24 protein-coding genes are annotated in these 22,368 nt (G+C 67.7%); 6 read left to right on the forward strand and 18 right to left on the reverse strand.

The window, feature by feature from the left end; translation table 11 throughout:
- A partial coding sequence (ygfZ, locus tag Aple_RS04820) for a CAF17-like 4Fe-4S cluster assembly/insertion protein YgfZ (RefSeq protein WP_373869568.1) occupies positions 1–563 on the forward strand: 563 nt, incomplete at its 5' end.
- 94 nt (positions 564–657) lie between these two features.
- Here ygfZ and Aple_RS04825 read toward each other — a convergent pair.
- The 5 genes from Aple_RS04825 to Aple_RS04845 form a co-directional block, all read right to left on the reverse strand.
- Entirely contained in the window at positions 658–936 is a 279-nt protein-coding gene (locus Aple_RS04825; RefSeq protein ID WP_218038113.1) for a M78 family metallopeptidase domain-containing protein, read from the reverse strand.
- A 114-nt stretch (positions 937–1,050) separates the two neighbouring features.
- Positions 1,051–2,280, reverse strand: coding sequence for an ABC transporter permease (locus tag Aple_RS04830; protein ID WP_155343235.1), 1,230 nt, complete (start codon positions 2,278–2,280; stop codon positions 1,051–1,053).
- The gene (locus tag Aple_RS04835; RefSeq protein ID WP_155343236.1) at positions 2,277–2,966 is read right to left on the reverse strand and encodes an ABC transporter ATP-binding protein; all 690 of its coding nucleotides are present in this window, start codon (positions 2,964–2,966) and stop codon (positions 2,277–2,279) included. The genes Aple_RS04830 and Aple_RS04835 overlap by 4 nt, the downstream gene beginning before the upstream one ends.
- Positions 2,963–3,994: an efflux RND transporter periplasmic adaptor subunit gene (locus tag Aple_RS04840; protein WP_155343237.1), complete on the reverse strand. Its 1,032-nt coding sequence runs from the start codon at positions 3,992–3,994 to the stop codon at positions 2,963–2,965. Before Aple_RS04840 ends, Aple_RS04835 begins: the two co-directional genes overlap by 4 nt.
- Positions 3,995–4,110: 116 nt before the next feature.
- Complete coding sequence (locus Aple_RS04845) at positions 4,111–4,587, reverse strand: hypothetical protein (protein ID WP_155343238.1); 477 nt, start codon at positions 4,585–4,587, stop codon at positions 4,111–4,113.
- Positions 4,588–4,740: 153 nt separating this feature from the next.
- Here Aple_RS04845 and Aple_RS04850 point away from each other — a divergent pair, with 153 nt between their 5' ends.
- A complete protein-coding gene (locus Aple_RS04850; protein ID WP_155343239.1) occupies positions 4,741–5,406 on the forward strand; it encodes a response regulator transcription factor in 666 nt (221 codons plus the stop codon).
- 8 nt (positions 5,407–5,414) lie between these two features.
- The gene (locus tag Aple_RS04855; RefSeq protein ID WP_218038114.1) at positions 5,415–6,584 is read left to right on the forward strand and encodes a sensor histidine kinase; all 1,170 of its coding nucleotides are present in this window, start codon (positions 5,415–5,417) and stop codon (positions 6,582–6,584) included.
- Between the two features lie 100 nt (positions 6,585–6,684).
- Here Aple_RS04855 and Aple_RS53110 read toward each other — a convergent pair whose 3' ends face one another.
- Positions 6,685–6,960, reverse strand: a complete 276-nt coding sequence (locus Aple_RS53110; protein WP_218038115.1) for a metal ABC transporter solute-binding protein, Zn/Mn family — start codon at positions 6,958–6,960, stop codon at positions 6,685–6,687.
- Positions 6,961–7,321: 361 nt separating this feature from the next.
- Entirely contained in the window at positions 7,322–8,131 is an 810-nt protein-coding gene (locus Aple_RS04865) for a class I SAM-dependent methyltransferase (protein ID WP_170321286.1), read from the reverse strand.
- Between the two features lie 228 nt (positions 8,132–8,359).
- On the opposite strand from Aple_RS04865, the gene Aple_RS04870 reads away from it, so the two are divergent.
- The 3 genes from Aple_RS04870 to Aple_RS04880 are packed head-to-tail and all read left to right on the forward strand — an operon-like array spanning position 8,360 to position 12,659.
- The gene (locus Aple_RS04870; RefSeq protein ID WP_155343243.1) at positions 8,360–10,195 is read left to right on the forward strand and encodes an ABC transporter ATP-binding protein; all 1,836 of its coding nucleotides are present in this window, start codon (positions 8,360–8,362) and stop codon (positions 10,193–10,195) included.
- A complete protein-coding gene (locus Aple_RS04875; RefSeq protein ID WP_155343244.1) occupies positions 10,192–11,940 on the forward strand; it encodes an ABC transporter ATP-binding protein in 1,749 nt (582 codons plus the stop codon). The genes Aple_RS04870 and Aple_RS04875 overlap by 4 nt, the downstream gene beginning before the upstream one ends.
- 2 nt (positions 11,941–11,942) lie before the next feature.
- Positions 11,943–12,659 carry a TetR/AcrR family transcriptional regulator gene (locus Aple_RS04880; protein ID WP_155343245.1) on the forward strand — a complete coding sequence of 239 codons (717 nt, stop codon included), beginning with the start codon at positions 11,943–11,945 and terminating at the stop codon, positions 12,657–12,659.
- 11 nt (positions 12,660–12,670) lie between these two features.
- Here Aple_RS04880 and Aple_RS04885 read toward each other — a convergent pair whose 3' ends face one another.
- From Aple_RS04885 to dtd, 11 genes are all read right to left on the reverse strand, one after another.
- Positions 12,671–14,170 carry an anchored repeat ABC transporter, substrate-binding protein gene (locus tag Aple_RS04885; RefSeq protein WP_155343246.1) on the reverse strand — a complete coding sequence of 500 codons (1,500 nt, stop codon included), beginning with the start codon at positions 14,168–14,170 and terminating at the stop codon, positions 12,671–12,673.
- Between the two features lie 100 nt (positions 14,171–14,270).
- Positions 14,271–16,085, reverse strand: coding sequence for a choice-of-anchor M domain-containing protein (locus Aple_RS04890; RefSeq protein WP_155343247.1), 1,815 nt, complete (start codon positions 16,083–16,085; stop codon positions 14,271–14,273).
- Between the two features lie 91 nt (positions 16,086–16,176).
- Positions 16,177–16,818 carry a choice-of-anchor M domain-containing protein gene (locus Aple_RS04895; protein ID WP_155343248.1) on the reverse strand — a complete coding sequence of 214 codons (642 nt, stop codon included), beginning with the start codon at positions 16,816–16,818 and terminating at the stop codon, positions 16,177–16,179.
- A gap of 18 nt (positions 16,819–16,836) precedes the next feature.
- A complete protein-coding gene (locus Aple_RS04900) occupies positions 16,837–17,478 on the reverse strand; it encodes a choice-of-anchor M domain-containing protein (protein ID WP_155343249.1) in 642 nt (213 codons plus the stop codon).
- A gap of 93 nt (positions 17,479–17,571) precedes the next feature.
- Entirely contained in the window at positions 17,572–17,733 is a 162-nt protein-coding gene (locus Aple_RS51835) for a hypothetical protein (RefSeq protein WP_170321287.1), read from the reverse strand.
- Positions 17,734–17,735: 2 nt separating this feature from the next.
- Entirely contained in the window at positions 17,736–18,554 is an 819-nt protein-coding gene (locus tag Aple_RS04905; RefSeq protein WP_155343250.1) for a class E sortase, read from the reverse strand.
- Positions 18,551–19,408 (reverse strand): anchored repeat-type ABC transporter permease subunit, encoded by an 858-nt coding sequence (locus Aple_RS04910; RefSeq protein ID WP_218038116.1) that lies wholly within the window; start codon positions 19,406–19,408, stop codon positions 18,551–18,553. The genes Aple_RS04905 and Aple_RS04910 overlap by 4 nt, the downstream gene beginning before the upstream one ends.
- Positions 19,405–20,145: an anchored repeat-type ABC transporter ATP-binding subunit gene (locus Aple_RS04915; RefSeq protein ID WP_155343436.1), complete on the reverse strand. Its 741-nt coding sequence runs from the start codon at positions 20,143–20,145 to the stop codon at positions 19,405–19,407. Before Aple_RS04915 ends, Aple_RS04910 begins: the two co-directional genes overlap by 4 nt.
- The gene (locus Aple_RS04920; protein WP_170321288.1) at positions 20,145–21,146 is read right to left on the reverse strand and encodes a choice-of-anchor M domain-containing protein; all 1,002 of its coding nucleotides are present in this window, start codon (positions 21,144–21,146) and stop codon (positions 20,145–20,147) included. The genes Aple_RS04915 and Aple_RS04920 overlap by 1 nt, the downstream gene beginning before the upstream one ends.
- A 263-nt stretch (positions 21,147–21,409) precedes the next feature.
- The gene (locus Aple_RS04925) at positions 21,410–21,676 is read right to left on the reverse strand and encodes a hypothetical protein (RefSeq protein WP_155343252.1); all 267 of its coding nucleotides are present in this window, start codon (positions 21,674–21,676) and stop codon (positions 21,410–21,412) included.
- A 258-nt stretch (positions 21,677–21,934) separates the two neighbouring features.
- Entirely contained in the window at positions 21,935–22,360 is a 426-nt protein-coding gene (gene dtd / locus Aple_RS04930) for a D-aminoacyl-tRNA deacylase (protein WP_155343253.1), read from the reverse strand.
- Between the last annotated feature and the right edge of the window lie 8 nt (positions 22,361–22,368).

The raw sequence follows: 22,368 nt of genomic DNA on the forward strand, positions 1-22,368 counted from the left end.
TCCCCCGCCCCGCCCTCACCACTGTGATCACCCGCCCCGCCGGCCTCTGGGCGTACGACGCTCTCCGCATCGAAGCCCACCGTCCCCGCCTGGGCTTCGACACCGACCACAAGACCATTCCCCACGAGGTCGGCTGGATCGAATCCGCCGTCCACCTCAGCAAAGGCTGCTACCGAGGCCAGGAAACCGTCGCCCGCGTCCACAACCTCGGCCACCCACCCCGCCGCCTCGTCTTCCTCCACCTCGACGGCAGCGTCGACACCCTCCCCCCACACGGCACTCCCGTCACCCTCGGCGTCAGCACCCCCGCCGAAGGCGACCCCACCCGCTCCATCGAAGGCGCGACCGAAGGCACCGCCACCCCCGGCCAGATCGGCTTCATCGGCTCCTCAGCCCGTCACCACGAACTAGGCCCTATCGCCCTGGCCGTAGTGAAACGAACCGTCCCGGTAGACATCCCCCTCCTCGCCGGAAACGTCGCCGCCACCCAAGAGGTCATCGTCCCCCCTGACGCGGGCCGCAACGTCACCATCGACCCAGCCCTCCGTCGCCGCCTCCGCTAACCCCACCCAAAACGACGAGAACGACCAACTCGCCCGCCGTTGAGCAACGCGCGGGCGTGCCCGATCTGCTCGGGTGCCATCGCCGAGAGACGTCTCACCTGGTGGTGAAAAGGTGGTCCAGCCAGCCTTTCCAGGCGTCTTGCGTCATCCCAGCCGTAGTTGAGCGCAGGCGGACGTGGGCGAGTTCGTGCGCGAGCGTCTTCACCTGCGCGGCCGGGTCCATGTTCGTGCGCACCGCGACCGTGCGGGCGGAGCAGTCGGTCAGACCGTTCGCGCCGTGGATCATGCCCTCGTGCTCGACCCGCAGCACCGCGTAGTCCTCGGCCCCGACCAGCTCGGCCAGGCCGTCCCACAGCCCCTCGGGCGGCTTCACCCTCCAACAGCCTCGGCGTCGGACGCTACGTGTGATGCGCACGGGCTGGCCTGAGGGGTGTCGACTCGCGGTTGCCTGATGGCTGCACCGCGAGTTGACACGTTTTCAGGATTTTCAGGAATTGAGTGCTGCGGTCGGTGGGGTTCGTGCTGCGCGGATTGCCGGGTAGAGGCCGGCGATTGCTCCGATGATCAGTGTCGCTCCGACCGCGACTCCAATAGCGAGCGGTGGCAGCGCAAAAGGCCAGCCGTTGATCAGCGCCATGATCCCGGTCGCCGCCGTTCCCAGCACGCTGCCGAACACGCCGCCAAGAGCGGAGAGAAGGAGCGCCTCGGCCAGGAACTGGGCGAGGATGTGTCGACGTGTCGCGCCGAGAGCACGCCTCAGGCCGATCTCGCGGCGACGCTCCAGCACGGAGATGATCATCGTGTTCGCCACTCCGATCCCTCCAACGAGCAAGGCGATCGAGCCCAACCCGAGGAGCAGCCCAGTGAAGGCGTCGTTGGCCGCGCTCTGCGCGGCGAGCGCATCTGACGGTCGTGAGACGTCGACCTCGCCCGGCGCTTGCGGGGAGATCGTGGGCGCGAGGAGTGAGCGGACGTCTGCCACCGCATCGTCTGCGGAGCGCTCGTAGATTGTCGTGGGTGAGCCGTCATACCCGAAGAGATCCTCGGCGACGCCTGCACCGATCAGGGCTGCGGTGTCTAGTTCCGGGGCGAGCGCGGAAGGGTCCAGGATGCCGATGACGGTGAAGTATTGTCCGCCGAGCCAGATCTGTGTGCCTGGGGAGACGATACCCAGCCGCGAGGCGGCGGTGTTGCCCAGGACGACGCTCGGGAGATCAGCGGTTGCTGGGTTCAACCACGTACCGGAGCGAACGGTTGTCGAGGTCACGTTCAGCAGGTCGTGATCGGCGACCATCGTGGTGATCCCGCCGGTTGCGTCCGGGTCGGACAGTGAGCTGCGGTACACGCTCACCGGGAGCGCCGCGGTGCTGCTGGCGGACTCGACCCCATCGATCAAAGAAACCTTTCCGAGCGCATCGGGGAGCAGGCTTGCCTGTTGGCCCGTGATGCTTGTGCCGGCGCTCGCCGTGAGCAGGTTGGTGCCCAGTTTCGACAGCTCGTCGTTCAGCCGAGCTTGACTGGATGAGGAGATACCGACGACGGCGATCATCGCCGCGATGCCGATTGCGATCCCGAGGGCTGAGAGCACGGCACGGGTGGGCCGGGCGCGCAGTCCCGCCGTGCCCAGTCGCAGAATGTCGCGGCCGAGCAGGCGTGAGCGGTGCGGGGAGCGGCTGGTCGCGGAGGGGAGCTTCGCGTGTTCGATGAGCGTGGTCATGCGCCCATCTCCTGGGCGGAGTCGCTCACAACTCGTCCGTCGCGGATCGCGATGCGGCGGGGTAGCCTCGCGGCGAGGTCGTTGTCGTGGGTTATGACCACCACGGTGGCGCCTTGGGCGTTCAGTTCGTGCAGCAGTTCGACGATCGCAGCCCCTGCGGTGCTGTCGAGGTTCCCGGTTGGTTCATCGGCAAGTAGGAGCGGTGGGTTGCCAACCACTGCGCGTGCGATCGCGACGCGCTGGCGTTCCCCGCCGGAGAGCTGGTTGGGGCGATGGTCCAATCGGTGGCCGAGCCCGACTCGTTTCAGCGCGGTCACGGCCTGGCGGCGTCGTTCGCTGAGCGGTGTCCCGGTGTAGAGCAGCCCGTCCGCGACGTTGTCGATCGTGGTGACGCCCTCGGCGAGGTGGAACTGCTGGAATACGAAGCCGATCCGGTAGGCGCGTAGCGCCGAGAGGGACCGGTCGTCGAGGTCGTCGACGTTCAGGCCGTCGATGTGGGCGCTGCCCGCCGTGGGGCGATCGAGCGTACCGATGAGGTTGAGCAGCGTGGACTTGCCCGATCCGCTCGGGCCGACGATAGCCACGAACTCTCCGGGATAGACCTGGAACGACACCCCCGCGCAGGCGAGAACCGGGGGGTCGCCGTACGCGCGTTGGACGTTGTCGAGGGAGATGACAGGGTTCATCGTGTCGGCACCACCACTCGCATGCCTTCCGCCACGTCTGGGCCGGAGATCTCTACGCGTCCACCAGCGAACAGCCCCGTCTCGACGGGAACCTGACGGGTGGTGCCGTCGGCGTCCACCACTTCGACCCCGAACTGATCGGGTGTGATGGCCAGCAGTGCGCTGACCGGGACCGAGAGCACGTCCTCGCGACGCTCACTCGGTATGTCGACTGTGACGGCCGCTTCTTGGAACGCCGACGCGCTGTCGGGATCATCCAGCGCGATCACGAGAGGGATCACGGTCTGCTTCTGACCGGTGGCGCCCTCGGTCTCGGTCGGTGTCCCGACAGAGACGATCTTCCCGGTCGTCTCCCCGCCCCCGGGAAGGCGCACCACAACAGCTGCGTCCAAGACGGCGAGCTGCTGGTCGGAGAGATTCAGGTTCACGTCCACGATCTGGGTCGTGAACGAGGTGAGGAACAGTTCGGTCCCCGCACCAACCTGGTCACCTATGCTCGCGGTCACGGTCCCGACACGCAGGTCGCCCCGTGCGAAGACGATGGAGCCGAAGGGCAACTTGCCGGTGCGGGTGTGCCCCTGAGACTCCTGCCAGTCCATGATCGCCTCGACGGTCGCCCAACGGAACTGTTCGTCGGGCTCACCGGTGAACATGCCGAGTTCGCTCAGGGCCCGCTCCAGCTGTTTCACGTCCGGCCCGTCAGCCATCCCGCTGGCGAAGTCCCGCCAGGCGGGCATGGCGCCGCGGAGCAGGAAAACGGGAGAATCGTCGATCGCGTAAAGACGATCCTCGGGGGACACCGTGGCGCCTGAACTGGGTAGCGCGGTCACCGTTCCCGACGTTCCGGCCTGGACTCCGCGAGAACCGTTGTACCGAAGGGTGCCAGAAGCGGTGGTGTCTCCTTCCAGGTCTCCTCGGACCACGGGTTCGGTGGCGATCTGCGGTTGTTCCGCTTCCTGTGCTCCGGCACCTAATGTTCCGCTGGCGACGAGCCAGATCCCCACTCCGCCGCCGCCCGCGAGGATCATCCCCGCGACGAGCCCGATGAGGAGCCGACGCCGGGAACGCTTCCGCGGAACTCGAGGCTGTGTCGTGTCGGCAGACGCCGGATCTGTAACTGAGCTGATCGGCTGTTCTGCGGTGGTCACCGGGTGTCTCCCGCTCCGGCTGTCGCGCACTTCTCGAACAGCTCCTGCGGCGCGTCCAACGGGACGCTCAGCGACTCGCCGGGCGCGGGGTCCGGGACGTCGAGGCCGTTGTCGCGGAAGCACTGCGCCATCTGTAGGAAGATCTCGCGCTGTTCTGCGTCCGATGGGCGACCTCCACCGTCCTGACCGGACGGCGGCGCTCCCAACTTCGCCTGGCAAGTCTCGGCGGCTTCGAGGAACCCATCCCCGGAACCGGCCGCAACCTGCCCGCCGTCCTCGGGGTCGGGCATGTCGATCCCTTCCCCTCTCATACATTCGGCGAACGCGAGCTGGTACTCCTCGTTGCTGGAGAACGAGGGCGTCTGGTCAGGAACTGCGTCGGTGCTCGTGTCCGTGCCGCAACCGGCCAAAGCCGCGCCTGCGAAAGCAAGAGCTGCCAGTGTGGCGGCGATCTTGAAAGTTCGGCGTTTCATCAGGTCTCCATACGATGGGGCCGCGGCCTCTCCAGCGGCGCCTGACCAGTCGAACAGGAGGCACGTTCTCAGGGCGTTCAGGTTTTCCTTTACGTCTTCGCAACGCCTGGTGTGCTTCGCTATCGCAGTCCGCGACCACGGAGGAGGTGTGATGTGCGGGTCTTGATAGCCGAGGACGATCCGTACCTCGCCGATGCCATCCGGGCCGGCTTGCGTCGTGAGACGATCGCCGCTGACGTGGTCCATGACGGCGCCGCCGCCCTGGAGGCCGTCGTCGACGAGACCTACGAGGTCGTGCTGCTCGACCGTGATCTGCCCGGTGTGCACGGCGACGAGGTCTGCGCGCGACTGGCCCGTGAGCACCCGCATGTTCGTGTGCTGATGCTTACCGCTGCCCGCACGTTGGATGATCGGGTGACTGGCTTCGAACTCGGCGCCGACGACTACCTTCCCAAGCCGTTCGAGTTTCCCGAGCTGGTCGCGCGCCTACGCGCATTGGAGCGCCGCAGCCAGCCGGCCAGCCCGCCGGTGCTCGATGCGGATGGCATCCGGCTGGACCCGTTCCGCCGTGAGGTCTACCGCAACGGTCGCCTTGTGCGTCTCAGCCCGAAAGAGTTCGCCGTCCTTCACACCCTCATGAAGGCCGACGGCGGAGTCCTCGGGGCTCAAACCCTGTTGGAACAGGCGTGGGACGCCAACGCTGACCCCTTCAGCAACACCGTCCGCGTGACGGTCTCCAACCTCCGCAAACGCCTCGGGGAACCCTGGGCGATCCAGACAGTGCCCGGCATCGGGTACCGATTCGGCACCGCAGGATGACCCCGGAAGTGCGGCGACGGAGTCCGCGCAGGCACGTGCTGACGATCCGAGCACGCCTCTGCCTCAGCTACGCCGCTCTCGTCGCCGGATGCGGCGCCGTCCTCATCACACTGGTGTACCTCTACATGCGGTACGTGCCGAGCTACGAACTGCCGACCGCGCCCGCCACCGAGCTGGACCCCACCGATCTTGGCCTTGACCAGGTACAACCAGCCCACGCTCTCGAGATCAGAACTGTCGATGACTTCTTCGAGAACCTGGTGATCGCGTCACTGATCGCGCTGGGCATACTCATTATTCTCGGCGGCATCGTCGGGTGGGTCATGGCCGGACGCATCATCAGGCCACTCGCCGCGATCAACGCCGGGGCCAACCGCGCAGCCTCCGGTGACCTCGACCACCGCATCGGCCTGGAAGGCCCACACGACGAGATCCGAGACCTGTCCGCGACCTTCGATCGCATGCTCGCGTCGCTGGAGCACGCGTTCGAGTCGCAGCAACGGTTCGCCGCCAACGCCTCCCACGAGCTTCGCAGTCCCTTGACCACGGTCAAGACGATGATCGACGTCACGCTGTCCGACCCTGACGTCGATCCTGGCGAACTCCGCGCCCTCGCTGAACGCATACGCGACGTCAACCAGTCCAACATCGACACAGTGGAGGCCCTCCTCGACCTTGCCAGCGCGAGCAACGCCCGACTCGTACCGGAGCGCATCGACGTCACGGCACTCATCGACGAGGTCGCGGCAGAACTTACCGCCGAGCTGGAGGCGAGTGAGCTCACCCTGACGACCCGGACGGCCGAGGCGTGGGCGTTCGGCAGCCCGATCCTGCTCCGCCAAGCTCTCTCGAATCTGCTCCGCAACGCCAGCAGGCACAACCACCTCGGTGGACACATCATTGTCCGCACATTGATGAGTCCGACCGCGACCCATGTCACCGTGAGCAACACCGGCGCCACCATCTCGCAGGAGACCGTCGCGCAGCTCACCGAGCCCTTCGCCCGCGCGCATGGCCGCACATTGACCCGAGGAAGCGGACACGGGCTCGGCCTGGCAATCGTCGCCGCAATCGCCCGCGCACACGAGGGAGCACTGACCTTAACGCCCAATTCGGACGGCGGCTTGACCGCCCACCTCGACCTCCCAATCAGTCAAACGGATCCAGTCAGCCGGTGAGTCCAGACCCGCTACAGCAGACGCGACTTTGGCGATCAAGCGACCACACGAGAACGTACCGGGCCAGCAGGCGCGGTGCCCGCCTAGCGGGGTGAGGATTTCAGGCGAGGCAGCGGGCCAGTTCGTCGGCGTTGTGGCGCATCATCGGGATATATCCGGGGTCGTCGGGGTTGAAGGTGTCGCCGTACAGCATGCACACCTGAACGCTCAGATCGGCGGCCACCTGCCGGAGCACGGACGCGCGGCGGGCGAGGTTGGGTTCGACGAAGACGGCGGGCACCTTCAGGTCCCGGATCGTCTCGGTGATGGTAGCCGGAAACGTCGCCGCCACCCAGGAAGTGATCGTCCCCCCCGACGTGGGTCGCAACGTGACCATCGACCCCTCCGCCGCCGCCTCCGCTAGACCCGTCTGATCGTCCTGATCGCAGCTGAACGGCGAACACCGCAAGGGGCTGGCCACGCGAGGGAGAACCGTTGGCCGTAGACCAACCTGAACGTCGGCAGTCAGAAGGCTGGGCCACGCGAGGGAGGGCCGTGCGGGTCCGGCCCACCGATCACGGATCATTCTGGCGACGGGCGACGGGCGACGGGCGACGGGCGACGGGCGACGGGCGACGGGCGACGGGCGACGGGCGACGGGCGACGGGCGACGGGCGACGGGCGACGGGCGACGGGCGTCGTGCGCCGGTGCCAGCACGCCCGAGCGGCGCAGTCGTGACTACAGTGGACACGCGCGCTCATTCATCGCGCGCTCCGACGCCGACCAAGGACGTGCAGTCGAGGCTGGAAGGGCCGCGCTCGTCCAGCAGACGGGCGAGGACACGCCGGACCCGCTGGACGGCTTCGGTGTCCAGTTCGCGGAGCATGGCACGAAATCCGCTCCCTAGGACGATTTTCCAGGCCATGGTTTCGTTCAGGGCAAGGGCAAGCGGCACACGGGTCACACTCACCTTGTTCAAGCCGAGGGCCGACAGCCATCCGGCGAGCTTCTTCTCCGTGTCGATCCTGGTCACCGGGTGCCTGGTTTTCGGAGGTTCGGGCGTGGTCTCGCGTTCAGTCGCGACGGCTTCGCTGAAGAGACGTCCCAAATCCTCCACTGCCCCTTTCGCCCAGGTGGTGACGACCAGTCGTCCGCCTGGCCGTAGGATGGTGATCAGGCGGGCGACGGCGGTGTCCATATCAGGCAGGAAAAACACCCCGTGGACACACTGGATCACGTCGTACGGCCGGCTCTCGATTCCAGTCCAGAGCAGCGCGTCGGCTTGGGTGAACCGTACATTGCCCAGCCCTTCCGTAGTCGCCTTCGCACGGCCAAGGCCGATCAGCTTCCCGGCGAGGTCGATGGCGTCCACCTGGCCAGCCGGGCCAACGGCACGCGCGGCCGGTATGGCGGAGGCGCCGGTGCCGCAGCAGACATCCAGCACGCGCTCGCCTGGCCGGAACCTGGCCGTCTCGACGGTGGCGGTTCCGATCGGATCCCACAGGTGGGGAGAGAGTTCGCTGAACTCCTTGGCAGTCTCGTCGAATACGTCACCGATACCGGTCACGGCTATCTCCCAAGATCGATTTGTCTGGATTGCGTTGCTCTGGACGTCGGGCGATGGACCTGTGGCCTCCGCTGATAACGCTGTACGCATAACAGGGCATGAGACCAAGCCTAAACAACATGATAATCGTTGTCTAAATCGCTCTTAGTAGCAATAATGCTAGATAGCGTTTGCGAAGGCCCGGCAAGATCTGTGCGTATGGCGTACGCACAGAGCTAGGGAGATCCCATGACCACCGCATCCCTCAAGGAACCCCAGCCGCCACGGAGCGATCCTGAGGACGCTCCCGGCCGGGCACTCCTGCGCGTGCTCGACCCGGTGCGCGGTCGGCTGATCACCTCCATCGGTGTGGCGGCTCTGGCGGCGCTGGTGGGCGTGGCCGGGTTCGTGCTGTTAGCCCTGGCCCTGGGAGAGCTGCTGGCTCCCGCTCCGGATCGGAACCTGACGTTCCTGCTGCTCGGCGGTGCGCTCGCCGGGCTGCTCGCCAGGTTCGGGCTCAGGGCGCTGTCGTTCCACCTCTCCCATCTGACTTCCTTCGAGCTGGAAGTCATCCTGCGCGGGCAGCTGGCCGAGCATTTGGGCCGCGTTCCGCTCGGGGAGGCCCAGCGGCTCGGATCGGGGACGATCAAGAAGGTGGTGCAGGACGACGTCCGCTCCCTGCACATCGCCATCGCCGACTCGGTGCCGCTGGTCGGGTTCAGCGTGGCCCAGCCCGTGGCCGCGCTCGTCGCGCTCGGGGTGCTGGACTGGCGGCTCCTGCTCGCTGTGCTGGCCGTCGTCCCGATCGTGATGATCGGCATGCGGCTGGCCATGCGGGACTACGCCGAGAACCGGCGCCGCTACGACGAGGCCAACGAGGCCATCAACGCCGCGGTGGTGGAGTTCGTGCAGGGTATGCCGGTGGTGCGCACCTTCGACGACGGCACGTCGTCATTCCGCCGCTTCGCGCGGCGCGTCCAGGAGTTCACGGTCGCCACGGCGGCTTGGCAGGACACCAGCAGAGCATCGATGATCTTCTCCCGGGCCTTCATGGCGCCGCTTCCGACGCTGGTGGTCGTGCTCGCCACCGGAATCTGGCTCACCGCCTCCGGCGCGATGTCGCCCGCGACGCTGCTCGCCGCCCTGATCCTCGCCACCCTGCCGATCGAATCGATCATGCCGCTGATGTACCTGTCCCATCACATCAACGAGTCCAAGGCCGGGGCCTTCAGGATCGCGACGCTGCTGGACATCGCGGCCCTGCCCGAGCCATCCCAGCCCAGACACCCCGTCGGCGGTTCGATCGAGTTCCGGGGCGTGCGTTTCTCCTACCGGACGGAGCAGGAGGACGGGGACGAACGGACCGCGCTGGACAACGTCGATCTGACCATCCCGGCCGGTACGGTCTGCGCGCTCGTCGGCCCGTCCGGCTCGGGCAAGTCGACCGTCGCCCGATTGATCCCCCGCTTCTGGGATGTCCAGGACGGACAGGTCCTGGTCGGCGGGGTCGACGTCCGCCAGATCCCGTCCGAGGTTCTACTCCGACACGTGGCGCTGGTCTTCCAGGACCCGTTCCTGCTGGAGGACACGGTCGCCGAGAACATCCGCCTGGCCCGCCCCGATGCCGACGACCACGAGGTGGAGGCCGCGGCTCGCGCCGCGCGGGCGCACGATTTCATCGTCTCCGAGCTTCCTGAGGGCTATCTCACCCAGGTGGGCGAGCGAGGCACCCGGCTGTCCGGCGGCCAGCGCCAGCGGATCACGATCGCCCGGGCGCTGCTGTCGGACGCGCCGATCGTCATCCTGGACGAGGCGACGGCCTTCGCCGACCCCGAGAACGAGGCGGCGATCCAGGACGCGGTCGCCGAGCTGACCAGGGGCCGGACCGTGGTGGTGATCGCGCACCGGCTGTCCACGATCGTCGACGCCGACCAGATCGTCGTCCTGGACGAAGGCCGGGTCGCCGAACAGGGAACACACGAAGAACTACTCGCCGGTGGCGGGCGGTACGCGCGGCTGTGGCGACATCATCTGCAGGCCCGCTCCTGGGGGCTCGGTTCGAACACGAAGGCGGCCCGGCGATGAGAAGAATCCTGCGGCTCATGCTGCTCTCGGCCGGCGGCTACCGTCGGGAATACCTGCGCTGCCTGCAGTCCTCGGCGGCCGCATCCATCGCTCAGGCCGCGGCTTACGCCACCCTGATTCCGCTGCTGTACGAACTCACCCAGCCCACGGTCGACGCCGGCGCCGCCTGGCGGTGGTTCGGCGTCTTCGTGGCCTGCTACCTCGTCGAAACCGCGTTCCGCCTGTACGAGCTGCGCTTTCAATACACGCAGTGGGCCAACGTGCTCGCCGACGTCCGGTTGCGCCTGGGCGAGAAGTTGCGCACCATCCCCCAGCGGGATCTGGAGCAGCGCGCCGCCGGTGACCTGACCACCGTGGTGGGAGGCAATACGGCGAACGCCACCATGGGCGCGTCCACCATCGGCCTGCTCTTCGCGCAGCTGATCGCCGTGCCGATCGTTCTCGGCGTGATCATCCTGGTCGTGGACTGGCGGCTCGGGCTGGTCCTGGCGCTCGCGGTGCCGTTCGCGGTCTTCTTCGTCCGGCGGATCCAGCAGGCTTCGGGAAGCGGGTTCCGCCGTGTCGACGCGGCCGACGCACGGGCCGCCAACCGGATCGTCGAGTACGTGCAGGGGCTCCCCGTACTCAAGGCGAGCGGTCAGGCGGGTGCGCGGTCCCGCCGCCTGACCGATGCGCTGGCCGCGCAGGGCGAGACCCTCACCGGCACACAAAAGCGCATGGTCTGGCCAGGACTGCTGGCCTCCAGCATCGTGCAGTTGGCGCTGGTCGCCATGGCGGCGGCCGGTTCCGCTCTCGTTCTGGACGTGCGGCTGTCCGCGCCGCTGCTGCTGGCGATCATGGCGGGTGCGGTCCGGTTCGCCGAGCCGCTGGCCACCGCCTCGTCCATGACAGCGGTCTTCGAGTTGACCGACGCCGCGCTCGAACGCGTTGGAGAGGTGCTGGAGGCGCCAGCCCTTCCGGTCGGCGACCCGGGCGCCCGAATCGAACGCTTCGACCTGTCCCTGGAGGACGTCACCTTCGGTTACGGAGCCGAGCCTGTGCTGCGCGGGGTGTCCTTCACCGCCGCCGAGCGTAGCCTGACCGCGCTCGTCGGCCCGTCCGGCTCGGGCAAGACGACGATCGCCAAGCTGCTCACCCGCTACGCCGACCCGGCACAGGGCACCGTCCGTATCGGGGGGAGGGACCTGCGCGTGCTGGACCCGGCCGAGATCTATCGGCACATCTCCGTGGTGTTCCAGGACGTTTATCTCTTCGACGACACCATCCGCTCCAACATCGCCATGGCCAAACCGGACGCCACAGATGAGGAGATCGAGGCCGCGGCGCGCGCGGCCAACGTGCACACCTTCGTCTCCCGGCTGCCCCGCGGCTACGACACCCGGGTCGGCGAGATCGGGGGCTCGCTGTCCGGCGGCGAGCGGCAGCGCATCTCCATCGCCAGGGCCATACTCAAGAACGCCCCGATCGTGCTCCTGGACGAGCCGACCGCGGCCCTGGACACCGAGAGCGAGACCGCGGTGCAGGCGGCTGTCGACGCGCTGGTGGCCGACAGGACCGTCCTGGTCATCGCGCACCGCCTGTCCACCGTGGTCGCCGCGGATCAGATCCTCGTCCTGGAGGACGGCCGGATCACCGAGCGGGGAACCCACGGCGACCTGATCGAGGCGGGCGGCCGCTACACCGCGATGTGGGCGGCGCAGACCCGCGCACGCGGCTGGCGGGTGCGCTCCTCCAGCACACCCTGAACATGAGGGACAATGGTGCCGCCGTTCCGCCGCGGCGGTACCAACCTTCCCGTGACAAGGAGATCTTTCCCATCAGCAGGTCGTCGACCCCGTCACACCCGCGCCGCCGGCTGGGAACACCGGCGATCATCGCCGAAGCCCTGCGCCTGGTCCGCGAGGATGGCCTCGCCGCCGTCACCATGCGGCGGCTGGCCGACGAGCTCGGCACCGCGCCGATGTCGCTCTACCGTCACGTCGCCGACCGGCAGGCACTGCTGATCCTCATGCTGGACGAGGTCGCCGCCGGTATCCGCCTGCCGCCGCCGGTGGGCGACCCGCGCTCGGAGATCACCGTTGTCCTGACCGCTATCCATGACGCGTTGCGGTGTGACAGTTGGGCCGTGCGGCTCATCGTCACGGACAAGCTCGCCGGGCCTTCGATCGTGCCCGTGCTGGAGCGCCTCTTCTCGGCCCTACGCCGAGCGGGCCTGGCTCCGCGGGACTGCATGGTGGCCTACGCCCTGCTCTGGCACTACATCGCCGGAGAACTGCTGGACGCTCACCCCGGGGCTGCCAACGACGCCTTCTCCCGCGAGCTGGTCCGGGCAGCCGACCCCTTGACCTACCCGGCCCTCGCCGAAGCGGTGGCCGCGTTCCCACCCGGGCCACCGGGCGACTGGTTCACCGAGAATCTGCAACGACTGCTGGACGGTCTTCTGCCGCCGACCGTCGCGCGCTGAACGCGAGGATTTCAGGTTAGGCAGCGGGCCAGTTCGTCGGCGTTGTGGCGCATCATCGGGATATATCCGGGGTCGTCGGGGTTGAAGGTGTCGCCGTACAGCATGCACACCTGAACGCTCAGATCGGCGGCCACCTGCCGGAGCACGGACGCGCGGCGGGCGAGGTTGGGTTCGACGAAGACGGCGGGCACCTTCAGATCCCGGATCGTCTCGCTGAGCTTGGTGATCTGGGCGGCGCTCGGCTCCATGCCCGGGTTGGGGACCACGAACCCGGCGATCTTCATATTGTGGGCCTGGGCCAGGTAGCCGAAGGCGTCGTGGGTGGTGATCAGGTTGCGGTTCGGGGCGGGGATCGTGGCCAGCTTGGCGGTGACGTACTGGCGTAGGTCGTCCAGCGCGGTCAGATAGCGTTCGGCATTCTTCGCGTAGACGGCGGCGCCGTCCGGGTCGGAGCGGGTGAGTTCCTCGGCGACGACGCGGGCGTAGGCCAGGCCGTTGATCGGGTTTTCCCACAGGTGCGGGTCCTCCTCACCGTGGACGTGCTTGCCGAGCACCGCCTGGGGGAGCTGCCAGATCTTTCCGCCCTTGGGGCCGAGAAAGGTGTAGCGGGGGTCGTCGGGGATGTGGGTCCAGGCGAGGTCGGGTGCGACCAGGACGGAGCCCTCGGCGGCGACATGTGGCTCGTCATCCCGTTTTATGTAGAGGTCTGGGTTGTCCGTGTCCACCGCGAGATCGGTGTGGCCCAGGTCGAAGGCCCGGCCAGGCCCAGGTTTCTTGCCGACGGCGAAGGTGTAGTCGGCCTCGCCCAGCGGAGCGATGCTGCCGTCCTTGTTCACCCGGGTGGCGGCCAGCGTGAGCGTGTAGTCGCCGCGTTCGGTGAACGCCCAGTTCACGTGGGTATGAGCACCCGGTGGCAGGGTCACCGTGTCCTTGGTGTCGAACCCGTCGGAGGAGTCGAAGTACATCGTGGGCTCGCCGAAGGTGTCGGCGAGGTAGACGAACAGGTCACCGGGGCCCTTCAGCGCGGTGGCCGCGAGTTGTATCTCACCCTCGAAGCGCTTGCCGGTGACGGCCAGGCCGAGCCAGAGGACGTCCAGACCGAGATCTTCCGTCAGCGGCATCACCAGGCCACCGTGCTTGCTGGCCAACTCGGCCACCGCGACCTTCCTGGCTCCCTCGGGGAGGTTGCTGTCGATCATCTTGATGATGGACTGCTCTTCCAGGAGCAGACCGTTGGTCAGGGCCAGATCCGCGTCGACGACCTTCTTCGCGTCGCCCGGGCTGGGTTCGTAGGAGTGAACGTCGCCGTTCTCCGGGACGATCGTGGTGACGTCCACGCGGTCTCCGCCGATCTGGCGAGTCATGTCGGCGATGATCCCGATCGTGGTGACGACCTTGATTCCGTCGCCCTTGTCCGCGTCGGCCGAATCGGTACAGCCGCTGATCAGCATGACGGCCGCGAGGATGGCGGCCGTCGCCAATGGTCCGCTGCCTCGGAGCCTGTCTGACATTCGCCTTACCTCACTGTTGTCTTTGGTGGGAACGGGTCGTGGTGGCCAGAACCTGCCTGGCCACCACGACCCGTGGGTGTGGCGAGCGGTGCTCACTGGACTACCGGGCTCGCCACGGGTGCTTGGTGGGGGTGGGCTTGGGCGCCACGGGCTTGCACCACCAGGAAGTCGGTCCGTAGTCGTAGCGGGAGGACTGGGAGTACGGGCTGTATCGATGGTCTGGCTTGCAGCCCAGCCACGGGAACCACGGCCACTGCGGCGGGAGGGTCACCGTGGGTTTGGGGGTCGGCTTCGGGGAGGCGGTGGGCCTCGGTGAACTGGTCGGGCTTGGGGAGAACGTCGGGGTGGGGGAGGCGGTCGGGGTCGCGGTCACGGTGACGGTGGCCGTGGCGGTGACAGTCGCCGTGGCGGTGACGGTCGCGGTGACGGTGGCCGTGGCCGTGACGGTGGCGGTGGCGGTGACGGTCACCGTGGGAACGCTGGTCGGGCTTTCTGAAGGTGTGGGGGAAGGTGTGGGTGTCGGGCTGTCGCTGGGTGTAGGGGAGGGAGTAGTGGTGGGAGTCCCGCAGGTGCCGTCACCCGGCTTGACCGTCGCCGGGTCCGCGGCGCCGACCGAGAAGGCGACCGTCTTGGTGGTCTCCACCGGCGTGCCGTCCGCCAGCTCGCCGGTCAGGGCGAAGGTCGCCCGGTAGACGCCCTCCTTGGTGAACGCCCAGCTTCCGTGTACGTGTGAGCGCACCGCGAGTTCGTGGCTGTCCGGCAGGCCGTCCGCCGTGTTGAACCAGATCTCACCCACTCCGCCGAACTCGCCCGGGAGCCAGAGGAACAGCTGTCCGGGACCTTCCGCCTTGACGAGAGTCCAGGTGAGCCTGCCGTCCAGGGCCGTCTCCGGGATGCGCTCGGTACTCCAGCCGGGCCATAGCACTCCCGGCTTCTGCACCGTTGGCAGCAGCCAGAACGGCGTGCCCGGTTGGCCGAGGAAGGAGTACGCGGGGTCGCTGGGGACGGCGGCCTTGGAGTTCTCGTTGGCCACCAGGACGACGGCCTCGGGGTCCAGGTACCGGCGCGGGCTGACGGTGTCGTCGCCGATCTCGAACACGAGCTTGCCGTCATCGAGCTTCGGCGAGAGGTCCACGTGCACCCTGTCGAGGACCGTCGTGTCCGGGCACTCGGTCCCGGTGGGCGTGGGGGTGGGCGTGAGGGGCGGCGACGGGCTGCTGGTGGGCTCGCCCGCGCCTGGGATGACCGTGCTGGGGTCGATATCGCCGACCGCGACGGCGATGGTCTCGGTGTCGCTGACCGTCTGCCCGCCGGTGAGCTTCGCCGACATCGTGAAGTTGATCCGGTAGACGCCCTCGGCGCTGAAGGACCAGTTGGCGTGCGCGTGCGTGGCAGGAGGGATGGTCAGCGTGTCGGGGAGACCGTCGGCGGTGGTGACGTAGATCGGGACGTCGCCCGGCTGGTTGTAGTTCCAGATCGCGAATTCGCCCGGTCCGGTCACGGTATTGATCGTCCAGTCGACACCGCCGTCGACCTCGCCGGGAAGCCGCTGGGTGCTCCAGCCCGGCCAGAGCTGGCCCTCCTCCTGCACCTGCGGGAAGAGCCAGACGGGGTCGCCGGGGTCGCCCAGGAAGGCCAGGTCGGGGTCGTCGGGGATCTCAAGGACCGATTCCGGCTTGAGGTACAGGACCACCTGGGCCGGGTCGAGGTGGCGGCGCGGCTGGACGGAGTCGTCGCCGATCTCGATGACGAGCTGCCCCCCTTCCAGCTTCGGGGAGATGTCGATGTGATGCTCGGCCAGGACGATGGTCTCCGCGGCCGCGGCGGCGCGCGGAAGGGTGACGACGGCCGCCCACGCCGTCAGGGATAACCCGGTGACGAGGACGGCGGCTGCTGTCCGGGTACGGACTGACATTTCGGTTCCTTCGTGCAGGTGGCGCGGGTGCGTACGGAGGAGCGGGCGGGGAGCCGTGGCACGCTCCCCGCCCGCTTGCGTTCCGGGTCGGTCAGCCGACGTGGAAGGCGTAGTTGAACGGGCCGGCGCTGACGACCGTGCTGGTTCCGGCCAGGGTGCCGCGGACGGTGACGGCGATGACGTAGTCGCCGTCGTCCTCGAACACCCAGTTGGCGTGGACGTGCTTGTCCACGCCGACCGTGACGACGTCGGGGTTGGCATCCCCGGTGTCGACCAGCTTGCTGACCGCGCCGAGCGGGCTGACGGAGTAGATGTTGAAGTCCCCAGAGCCGCTGACCTTCGCGAACTCAAGGGTGATCTTGTTGTTCGCGAAGACCCCCGTGGTCAGTTCCTCGGTGTTCCAGCCGGGCCAGAGCTTGGTGGCGTCGCTGGTCTGCGGAAGCCGCCAGACTGTGCCGCCGGCGGGGCCGAGGAAGTCGTACGCGGAACCGGCCGGGCGGGTCTGCGCTGTCAGGTTGGTGGCGTGGAGCACCACGTCGGACGGATCGCGGAGGACGGGGGGCGCTGGGGCGGCGGTGTCGTCGTTGACCTTCACGACGAAGGCGCCGGACTGGTAGTCCACCCAGACCACGTCCACGTGGCCGGCGGTCAGATCGGTGGTGGCGTGGGCGACTCCGGTGGAGGTGATGCTAACGAGTCCCGCCAGCAGCGCCACCAGGAACGTGCGCTTCATGGAATTCCCTCTGGTTGGTTAGCCGACCTTGAACGTGTAGGTGACCAGGCCGGAGCTGACCGTCTGGTTGTCGGCGGCGAGCTTGCCGGTCACCTTGAAGACCAGGACGTGCCAACCGGCCTTGTTGAAGGCCCAGTTGGCGTGCAGGTGACCACCGGCGGACAGCTCGAGCTCGTTGGGGGCGGGATCGTCGGAGTCCATGACGACGTTGGGCGTCTCGTCGTTGGTGAACAGGGCGAAGTCGCCGGGGCCGAAGGCGGCGACGAACTTGACCTTGACCTTGTCGTCCTTGAACACACCGCCCGGCAGCTCCTCAGCGCCGAAGCCGGCGAAGAGCAGTCCTTCCTGCTCAACCTCGGGAAGGATCCAGACGGGCTGGCCCGCCGTGCCGAGGAAGGAGTACTCGGGGGCGCTGGGGATGGTCGCCTGGGCTTCGGGCTTGACTTTCAGGATGACCTGGTGGGGCTGGTACTCGGCTTCGTTCTCCTCGTCGTGGACGTGGACGTGCAGGTCTCCGTCCTCGTACGCGACGCCGACCACGTCTACGTGGCCCTCGGACAGGACAGTGAGAGTGGAGGCGCCGGCGGACAGAGGGACGGTGAGAGACAGCGCTGTGAGAACAGCGGCAACCGGCAGGGAACGGCGAAGGGACAGCGACATGTCGTGATTTCTCCAAATCTGTGGAGGGATTCAGAGCTTAGCGGAAATGATAATCGTTGTCATTGCCAATCTTTGGATCTTCCTACCTGTTCGCTAAGGAGTCGGGAGCAGCGGGTCGCCTGTCGGCAGGAGCGGTTCGAGCCACGGAAAGATCACGAACCACAGCAGGGCCACCGAGGTGGCCGCCAGCAGCAGCGCCAGCACGATCCTCAGCGGGCGCCGACCAGGCAGGCGGCGCCAGAGTGCTCCGTACAAACTCACTCCTTGAGTTCTCGCGGCCGTCCCGCTTCCTTGGGCGTCGCGCGGTCCAGTTCCGCGTGCACGATCAGGCGCTCGTAGTTGTTCAGCAGGGGATGGCAGGTGGTCAGGGTGAGGAGGCGCCGGGTCGCCGGGGCGCCCGGTTCGAAGGGGTCGTCGGCCAGTACGCCGTGATGGTCAGGCCGGACGATCCGGGTGCCGAGGACCCGGTAGACGTACCAGCGGCTCCGGGTCTCGACCACCACCGAATCGCCGGGGCGCAGCACGTCCAGGTCCCAGAAGATTGACGGGATGCGGTGCCCGGCCACGGCGAAGTTGCCCAGCTCGCCGGGTGCCGCCGAGGTGGGGTAGTGGCCGGGGCCCTTGCGCAGCGCGCGCTGCGAGACGCCCTCCACCACCACCCAACGCGCTTCCATGGCGGGAATGTGCAGGCGTGAGGCCGGTTGCCCGTCGGTGACCGCCGGCTCCGGTTGGGGTGCTGCCGGCTCGCCGGTTGGAGCGGGGATCGCGGCCCACTGGTGGTCCAGGGTCTCGCTGAGATGTGCTTGGGCTCGGCTGATCTCCATTGGCTTGCCGTACACCATGTAGGCGGCGAGCAGCATCGCGAGCAGGCCGAAGGTCAGGGACAGCTCGCCGAGCGCCAACACGCAGGACCGCCTGCGGCCAGGCCCGGCCCCGGCCGGGGGCAGCGCGGGGACCCACCGCTGCGGCGGTGGCGGGGCGTACACCGGCACCATCTGGTACGGAAGGTAGACCAGCATGGGCCCGTCCTCGGTGTGGGTGAGGACGGGTAGCAGAACCACCGGTGACTCGGTCATGCGCGGGCGGCCCGCAAGCGTTTGAGGACCAGGCCGTGCCGGGGGGCCAGCAGGTAGGCCGCTACGAAGAACAGTGTGAGCACGACGACGATCAGCCCGCCGGCTGCCAGGTCGAGGAGGTAGGAGAAGTACAGACCGACCAGCGCCCCGGTTGCCCCGATCCCCGACGCCGCGGCGATCATCGTTCCCAGCCGGTCGGTGAACAACCGGGCGGCCGCGGCGGGTGTGATGAGCATCCCCAGGACCAGGATGTTGCCGATGGCCTGGAGGGAGAACACGATGGCGGCCGTGACCATCACGTACAGGGCCAGATCCAGCCGGAACACGGGCAGTCCCGCGGCGGCGGCGGTCTCGCGGTCCAGGCTCACCGCCACCAGTTCCTTACGCAGGGCCAGGGCGACGGCCACCACCACCGCGCTCGCGATCGCCACCGTGACCACGTCGGTGTCGGAGACGGCGAGGATCTGCCCGAATAGGAACGAGGCCAGATCGCCGGTGTAGCCACTCTGGGTGCTGACGATCACGATGCCCAGCCCGAAGGCACAGGTGAAGAAGACGCCGATGACGGTGTCCTCCTTCAGTCTGCGATTCTGCGAGAACGCGGCGATGACGATCGTCGTGGCGACCCCGGCGACCGCCCCGCCCAGGATCAGGTCGGCGCCGAGCGCGTAGCTCACTGCCACGCCGGGGAAGACCGAGTGCGCCACCGCCTCACCGATGAACGCCATGCCACGCAGCACGATGAAGCTGCCGATCACCCCGCAGAGCACACCGCAGGTGATTCCGATCAGGAACGCGCGGCGCATGAACGGCAGCGACCACGGTTCCAGCAGGAGATCCCAGATGGCGGTCACCGGCCGTCTCCCGCCGCGGCGCGCAGCCCGCTGGACGCCCGTACGCCGAACGCGCGCAGCAGCACTTCCGGGTCGGCGAAGCTCTCGGGCGGCCCGTCCGCGACGATGGTCCGGTTCAGCACCACGATGCGCGAGCAGACGGCGGCGGCATGGGCCAGGTCGTGGGTGGTCATCAGCAGGGTCTTTCCTTCGCCCGCGAGATCGCGGAAAAGTTCGGTGAGTAGTTCCTGGGTGGGGACGTCCACTCCGGTGAAGGGTTCGTCCAGCAGGAGCAGGCGCGGCTCGGCGGCGAGCGTCCTGGCCACCAGGACCCGCTGGCGCTGGCCTCCGGACAGTTCGCCCACCGGCCGCCCACGCAGCTCACCGAGCCCGGCGCGGTCGATGGCCTCAGCCACCAGCTGACGGTCGGTCCGGCCGGGGCGGCGAAGCCAGCCGATCTTCTTGGTCCGCCCGGACAGCACCGCTCCGTGGACGGTGACGGGGAAGTCCCAGGCGAACTCGTGCCGCTGAGGCACGTACCCCACGAGGTCATGGGCCTGGTCGGGGGGACGCCCGGCCACCCTGACCGTGCCGGCGGCGAGCGGCTGCAGCCCGAGGACCGACCGCAGGAAGGTGGTCTTGCCCGCTCCGTTGGGGCCGATCAGAGCGGTGAACTCGCCTTCTGCCAAGGTCAGCGACGCCTCCGACAGGACGGGACGGCCGCCCAGGCTGACGGTGAGTCCTTCTGCGCGGAGCATCACAGGGCCTGCCTTCTCGCGCGCACCCGCACGATGAGGATGACTCCCGCGCAGGCCAGCAGGAGCCCTCCCAAGAGCAGCGGCACCACCAGGCCGTCCCCCGTCTTGGCGAGCTCGCGCCCACCAGAGGCGAGCGGCGGATCGGTGGGTGAGGTCGTGGATGCGGAGGTCGTCGACGGAGTGGGGCTGGAAGTCGGGGACGGCGTGGAGGTGGGGGTCGGCGATGCGCTGGGGGACGTCTCGGGCGTCGGGGTGGGTGAGGCGGTGGGAGAGACGCTCGCGCTGGGAGTCGCAGTGGGCGAAGGGCTGGTCGAAGTCGTGCCCTTGCCCGGTACGACCGTCGAGGTGTCCACGTCGCCGACGGCGAAGGCGATGGTCTCCGTATCCGAGACCTGCCCGCCTCCGGCCAGGGTTCCCTTCATCTCGAAGGTGACCCGGTAGACGCCTTCAGCCGAGAAGGCCCAGTTACCGTGCACATGGGACCGGTCGGCCATGGCGTGCGTGTCGGGCAGTCCGTCCTTGCTGTTGAACCACATCTCCCCGACCCCGCCGAAGTCGCCGCTCAACCAGACCCACAGGTCGCCGGGTCCGGTCACATCGGTGATGGTCCAGCTCAGCTGTCCGGTCAGCGTTCCGGTGGGGATACGTTCCGTACTCCACCCGGGCCATAGCACGTTGGCGTCCTGAACCATGGGGAGGAGCCAGAAGGGGCTGCCCGCGCTGCCGAGGAAGTTGTAGGCGGGATCGGCTGGAACGGACTTCTTGGACTGCGGGTTGGCGACCATGACGACCGTGGCCGGGTCCAGGAAGCGACGGGGGCTGGTGGTGTCATCACCGACCTCGATGACCAGCCGGCCGTTTTCGATCTTCGGTGATATGTCGACATGAACCTTGTCCAGCACGACGGTAGCCGTCTGGGCATAGGCGGGAAGGGCGGCGGCGGGGGTGGCCGCCGAACCGAGCAGGGCCGCGAGGAGGGCCGTGGCGGGGGCGATGCGCATAAACATTCCTTCAGGTCTGCCAGGGGCGTCGGCCGCAGGGGAGGTACGGCGGATCGGAAGCCGCGAATCCCCGTTGCGATGGACCTTTCGGGGGACCGGCGTTCTTGGTAACCCTGTAGGAAAATGAAAACCATTGTCAAGGCATAGTGCTCATGGGGGATGGGCAAAGCTCGGACCCCATAACGGAACGTAGTTCGCCATGTTCGGACTGTGTAGTTGAGATGTTCCGAAATCCGGAGTTAGCGTCCGTAGATACACCACCTTCAGGGGGAAAGATGAGCGTCCATACCGAGCACCGCCCGCACGCAGTCCACGACCACACACACGGAGAGGGCTGTGGTCACGTCGCCGTCCCACATGGCGACCACGTCGACTACGTTCACGACGGACACCTCCACCGCCCGCACGAGGACCACGTCGATGAATGCGCCTTGGCCACTCATGTCGTGCATGAGGGCCACGTCCACCAGCATCGGGAGGGTTGCGGTCACGTCGCCATCCCGCATGATGACCACGTCGACTACATTCACGACGGACACCGTCATGCCTCGCACGACGGACACTGGGACGATCACTGAGAGTCCCGTGGATAACCGACCAACAGGGCCAGGGTTGTCACAGGCAGTGATGGTCTCGCCGTAGAACACCCCGCTGGCACTGTCCGACCATCTATTAATTAGAAAGTCGTGATCTGGACAGCCGCAGCGGTGAATGGCCTGGTCGGTGGCTATGCGGCTGTCTATGGGACGGGTTTCTGGTTAATACACGCCGAGGTCTTTCGGATCAGCCTAGACGTCGATGATCAGGGTGATTGGGCCGTCGTTTACGAGGGAGACCTTCATGTCGGCGCCGAATTTGCCGGTTTCTACGTGGGCGCCGAGGGTGCGGAGGGTGGTGATGACGGTTTCGACCAGGGGTTCGGCGGTGGGGCCGGGGGCGGCGGCCTGCCAGGTGGGGCGGCGGCCTTTGTTGGTGTCGGCGTAGAGGGTGAACTGGCTGATGACGAGGAGGGGGGCGGCGGTGTCGGAGCAGGACTTTTCGCCGTCGAGGATGCGCAGGTGCCAGAGTTTGGTGGCGAGTTTGGCGGCCTGGGCGGGGGTGTCGGTGTGGGTGACGCCGACCAGGACGAGGAGGCCGGGTTCGTGGATGGCTCCGATGACGACACCGTCCACGGTTACCGAGGCTGAGCTGACTCGTTGGACCACCGCGCGCATGGGGTGGA

It is taken from the genome of Acrocarpospora pleiomorpha, assembly GCF_009687885.1.
Taxonomy (GTDB): Bacteria; Actinomycetota; Actinomycetes; order Streptosporangiales; family Streptosporangiaceae; genus Acrocarpospora; species Acrocarpospora pleiomorpha.

Coding starts and splice junctions, on each gene's coding strand:
- Aple_RS04830 (WP_155343235.1), bottom strand. CDS start 2,280: ATGACCACGCTCATCGAACACGCGAAGCTCCCCTCCGCGACCAGCCGC.
- Aple_RS04835 (WP_155343236.1), bottom strand. CDS start 2,966: ATGAACCCTGTCATCTCCCTCGACAACGTCCAACGCGCGTACGGCGAC.
- Aple_RS04840 (WP_155343237.1), bottom strand. CDS start 3,994: ATGATCCTCGCGGGCGGCGGCGGAGTGGGGATCTGGCTCGTCGCCAGC.
- Aple_RS04845 (WP_155343238.1), bottom strand. CDS start 4,587: ATGAAACGCCGAACTTTCAAGATCGCCGCCACACTGGCAGCTCTTGCT.
- Aple_RS53110 (WP_218038115.1), bottom strand. CDS start 6,960: ATGGTCACGTTGCGACCCACGTCGGGGGGGACGATCACTTCCTGGGTG.
- Aple_RS04870 (WP_155343243.1), top strand. CDS start 8,360: ATGACCACCGCATCCCTCAAGGAACCCCAGCCGCCACGGAGCGATCCT.
- Aple_RS04875 (WP_155343244.1), top strand. CDS start 10,192: ATGAGAAGAATCCTGCGGCTCATGCTGCTCTCGGCCGGCGGCTACCGT.
- Aple_RS04880 (WP_155343245.1), top strand. CDS start 11,943: ATGAGGGACAATGGTGCCGCCGTTCCGCCGCGGCGGTACCAACCTTCC.
- Aple_RS04885 (WP_155343246.1), bottom strand. CDS start 14,170: ATGTCAGACAGGCTCCGAGGCAGCGGACCATTGGCGACGGCCGCCATC.
- Aple_RS04890 (WP_155343247.1), bottom strand. CDS start 16,085: ATGTCAGTCCGTACCCGGACAGCAGCCGCCGTCCTCGTCACCGGGTTA.
- Aple_RS04895 (WP_155343248.1), bottom strand. CDS start 16,818: ATGAAGCGCACGTTCCTGGTGGCGCTGCTGGCGGGACTCGTTAGCATC.
- Aple_RS04900 (WP_155343249.1), bottom strand. CDS start 17,478: ATGTCGCTGTCCCTTCGCCGTTCCCTGCCGGTTGCCGCTGTTCTCACA.
- Aple_RS04905 (WP_155343250.1), bottom strand. CDS start 18,554: ATGACCGAGTCACCGGTGGTTCTGCTACCCGTCCTCACCCACACCGAG.
- Aple_RS04915 (WP_155343436.1), bottom strand. CDS start 20,145: ATGCTCCGCGCAGAAGGACTCACCGTCAGCCTGGGCGGCCGTCCCGTC.
- Aple_RS04920 (WP_170321288.1), bottom strand. CDS start 21,146: ATGCGCATCGCCCCCGCCACGGCCCTCCTCGCGGCCCTGCTCGGTTCG.
- dtd (WP_155343253.1), bottom strand. CDS start 22,360: ATGCGCGCGGTGGTCCAACGAGTCAGCTCAGCCTCGGTAACCGTGGAC.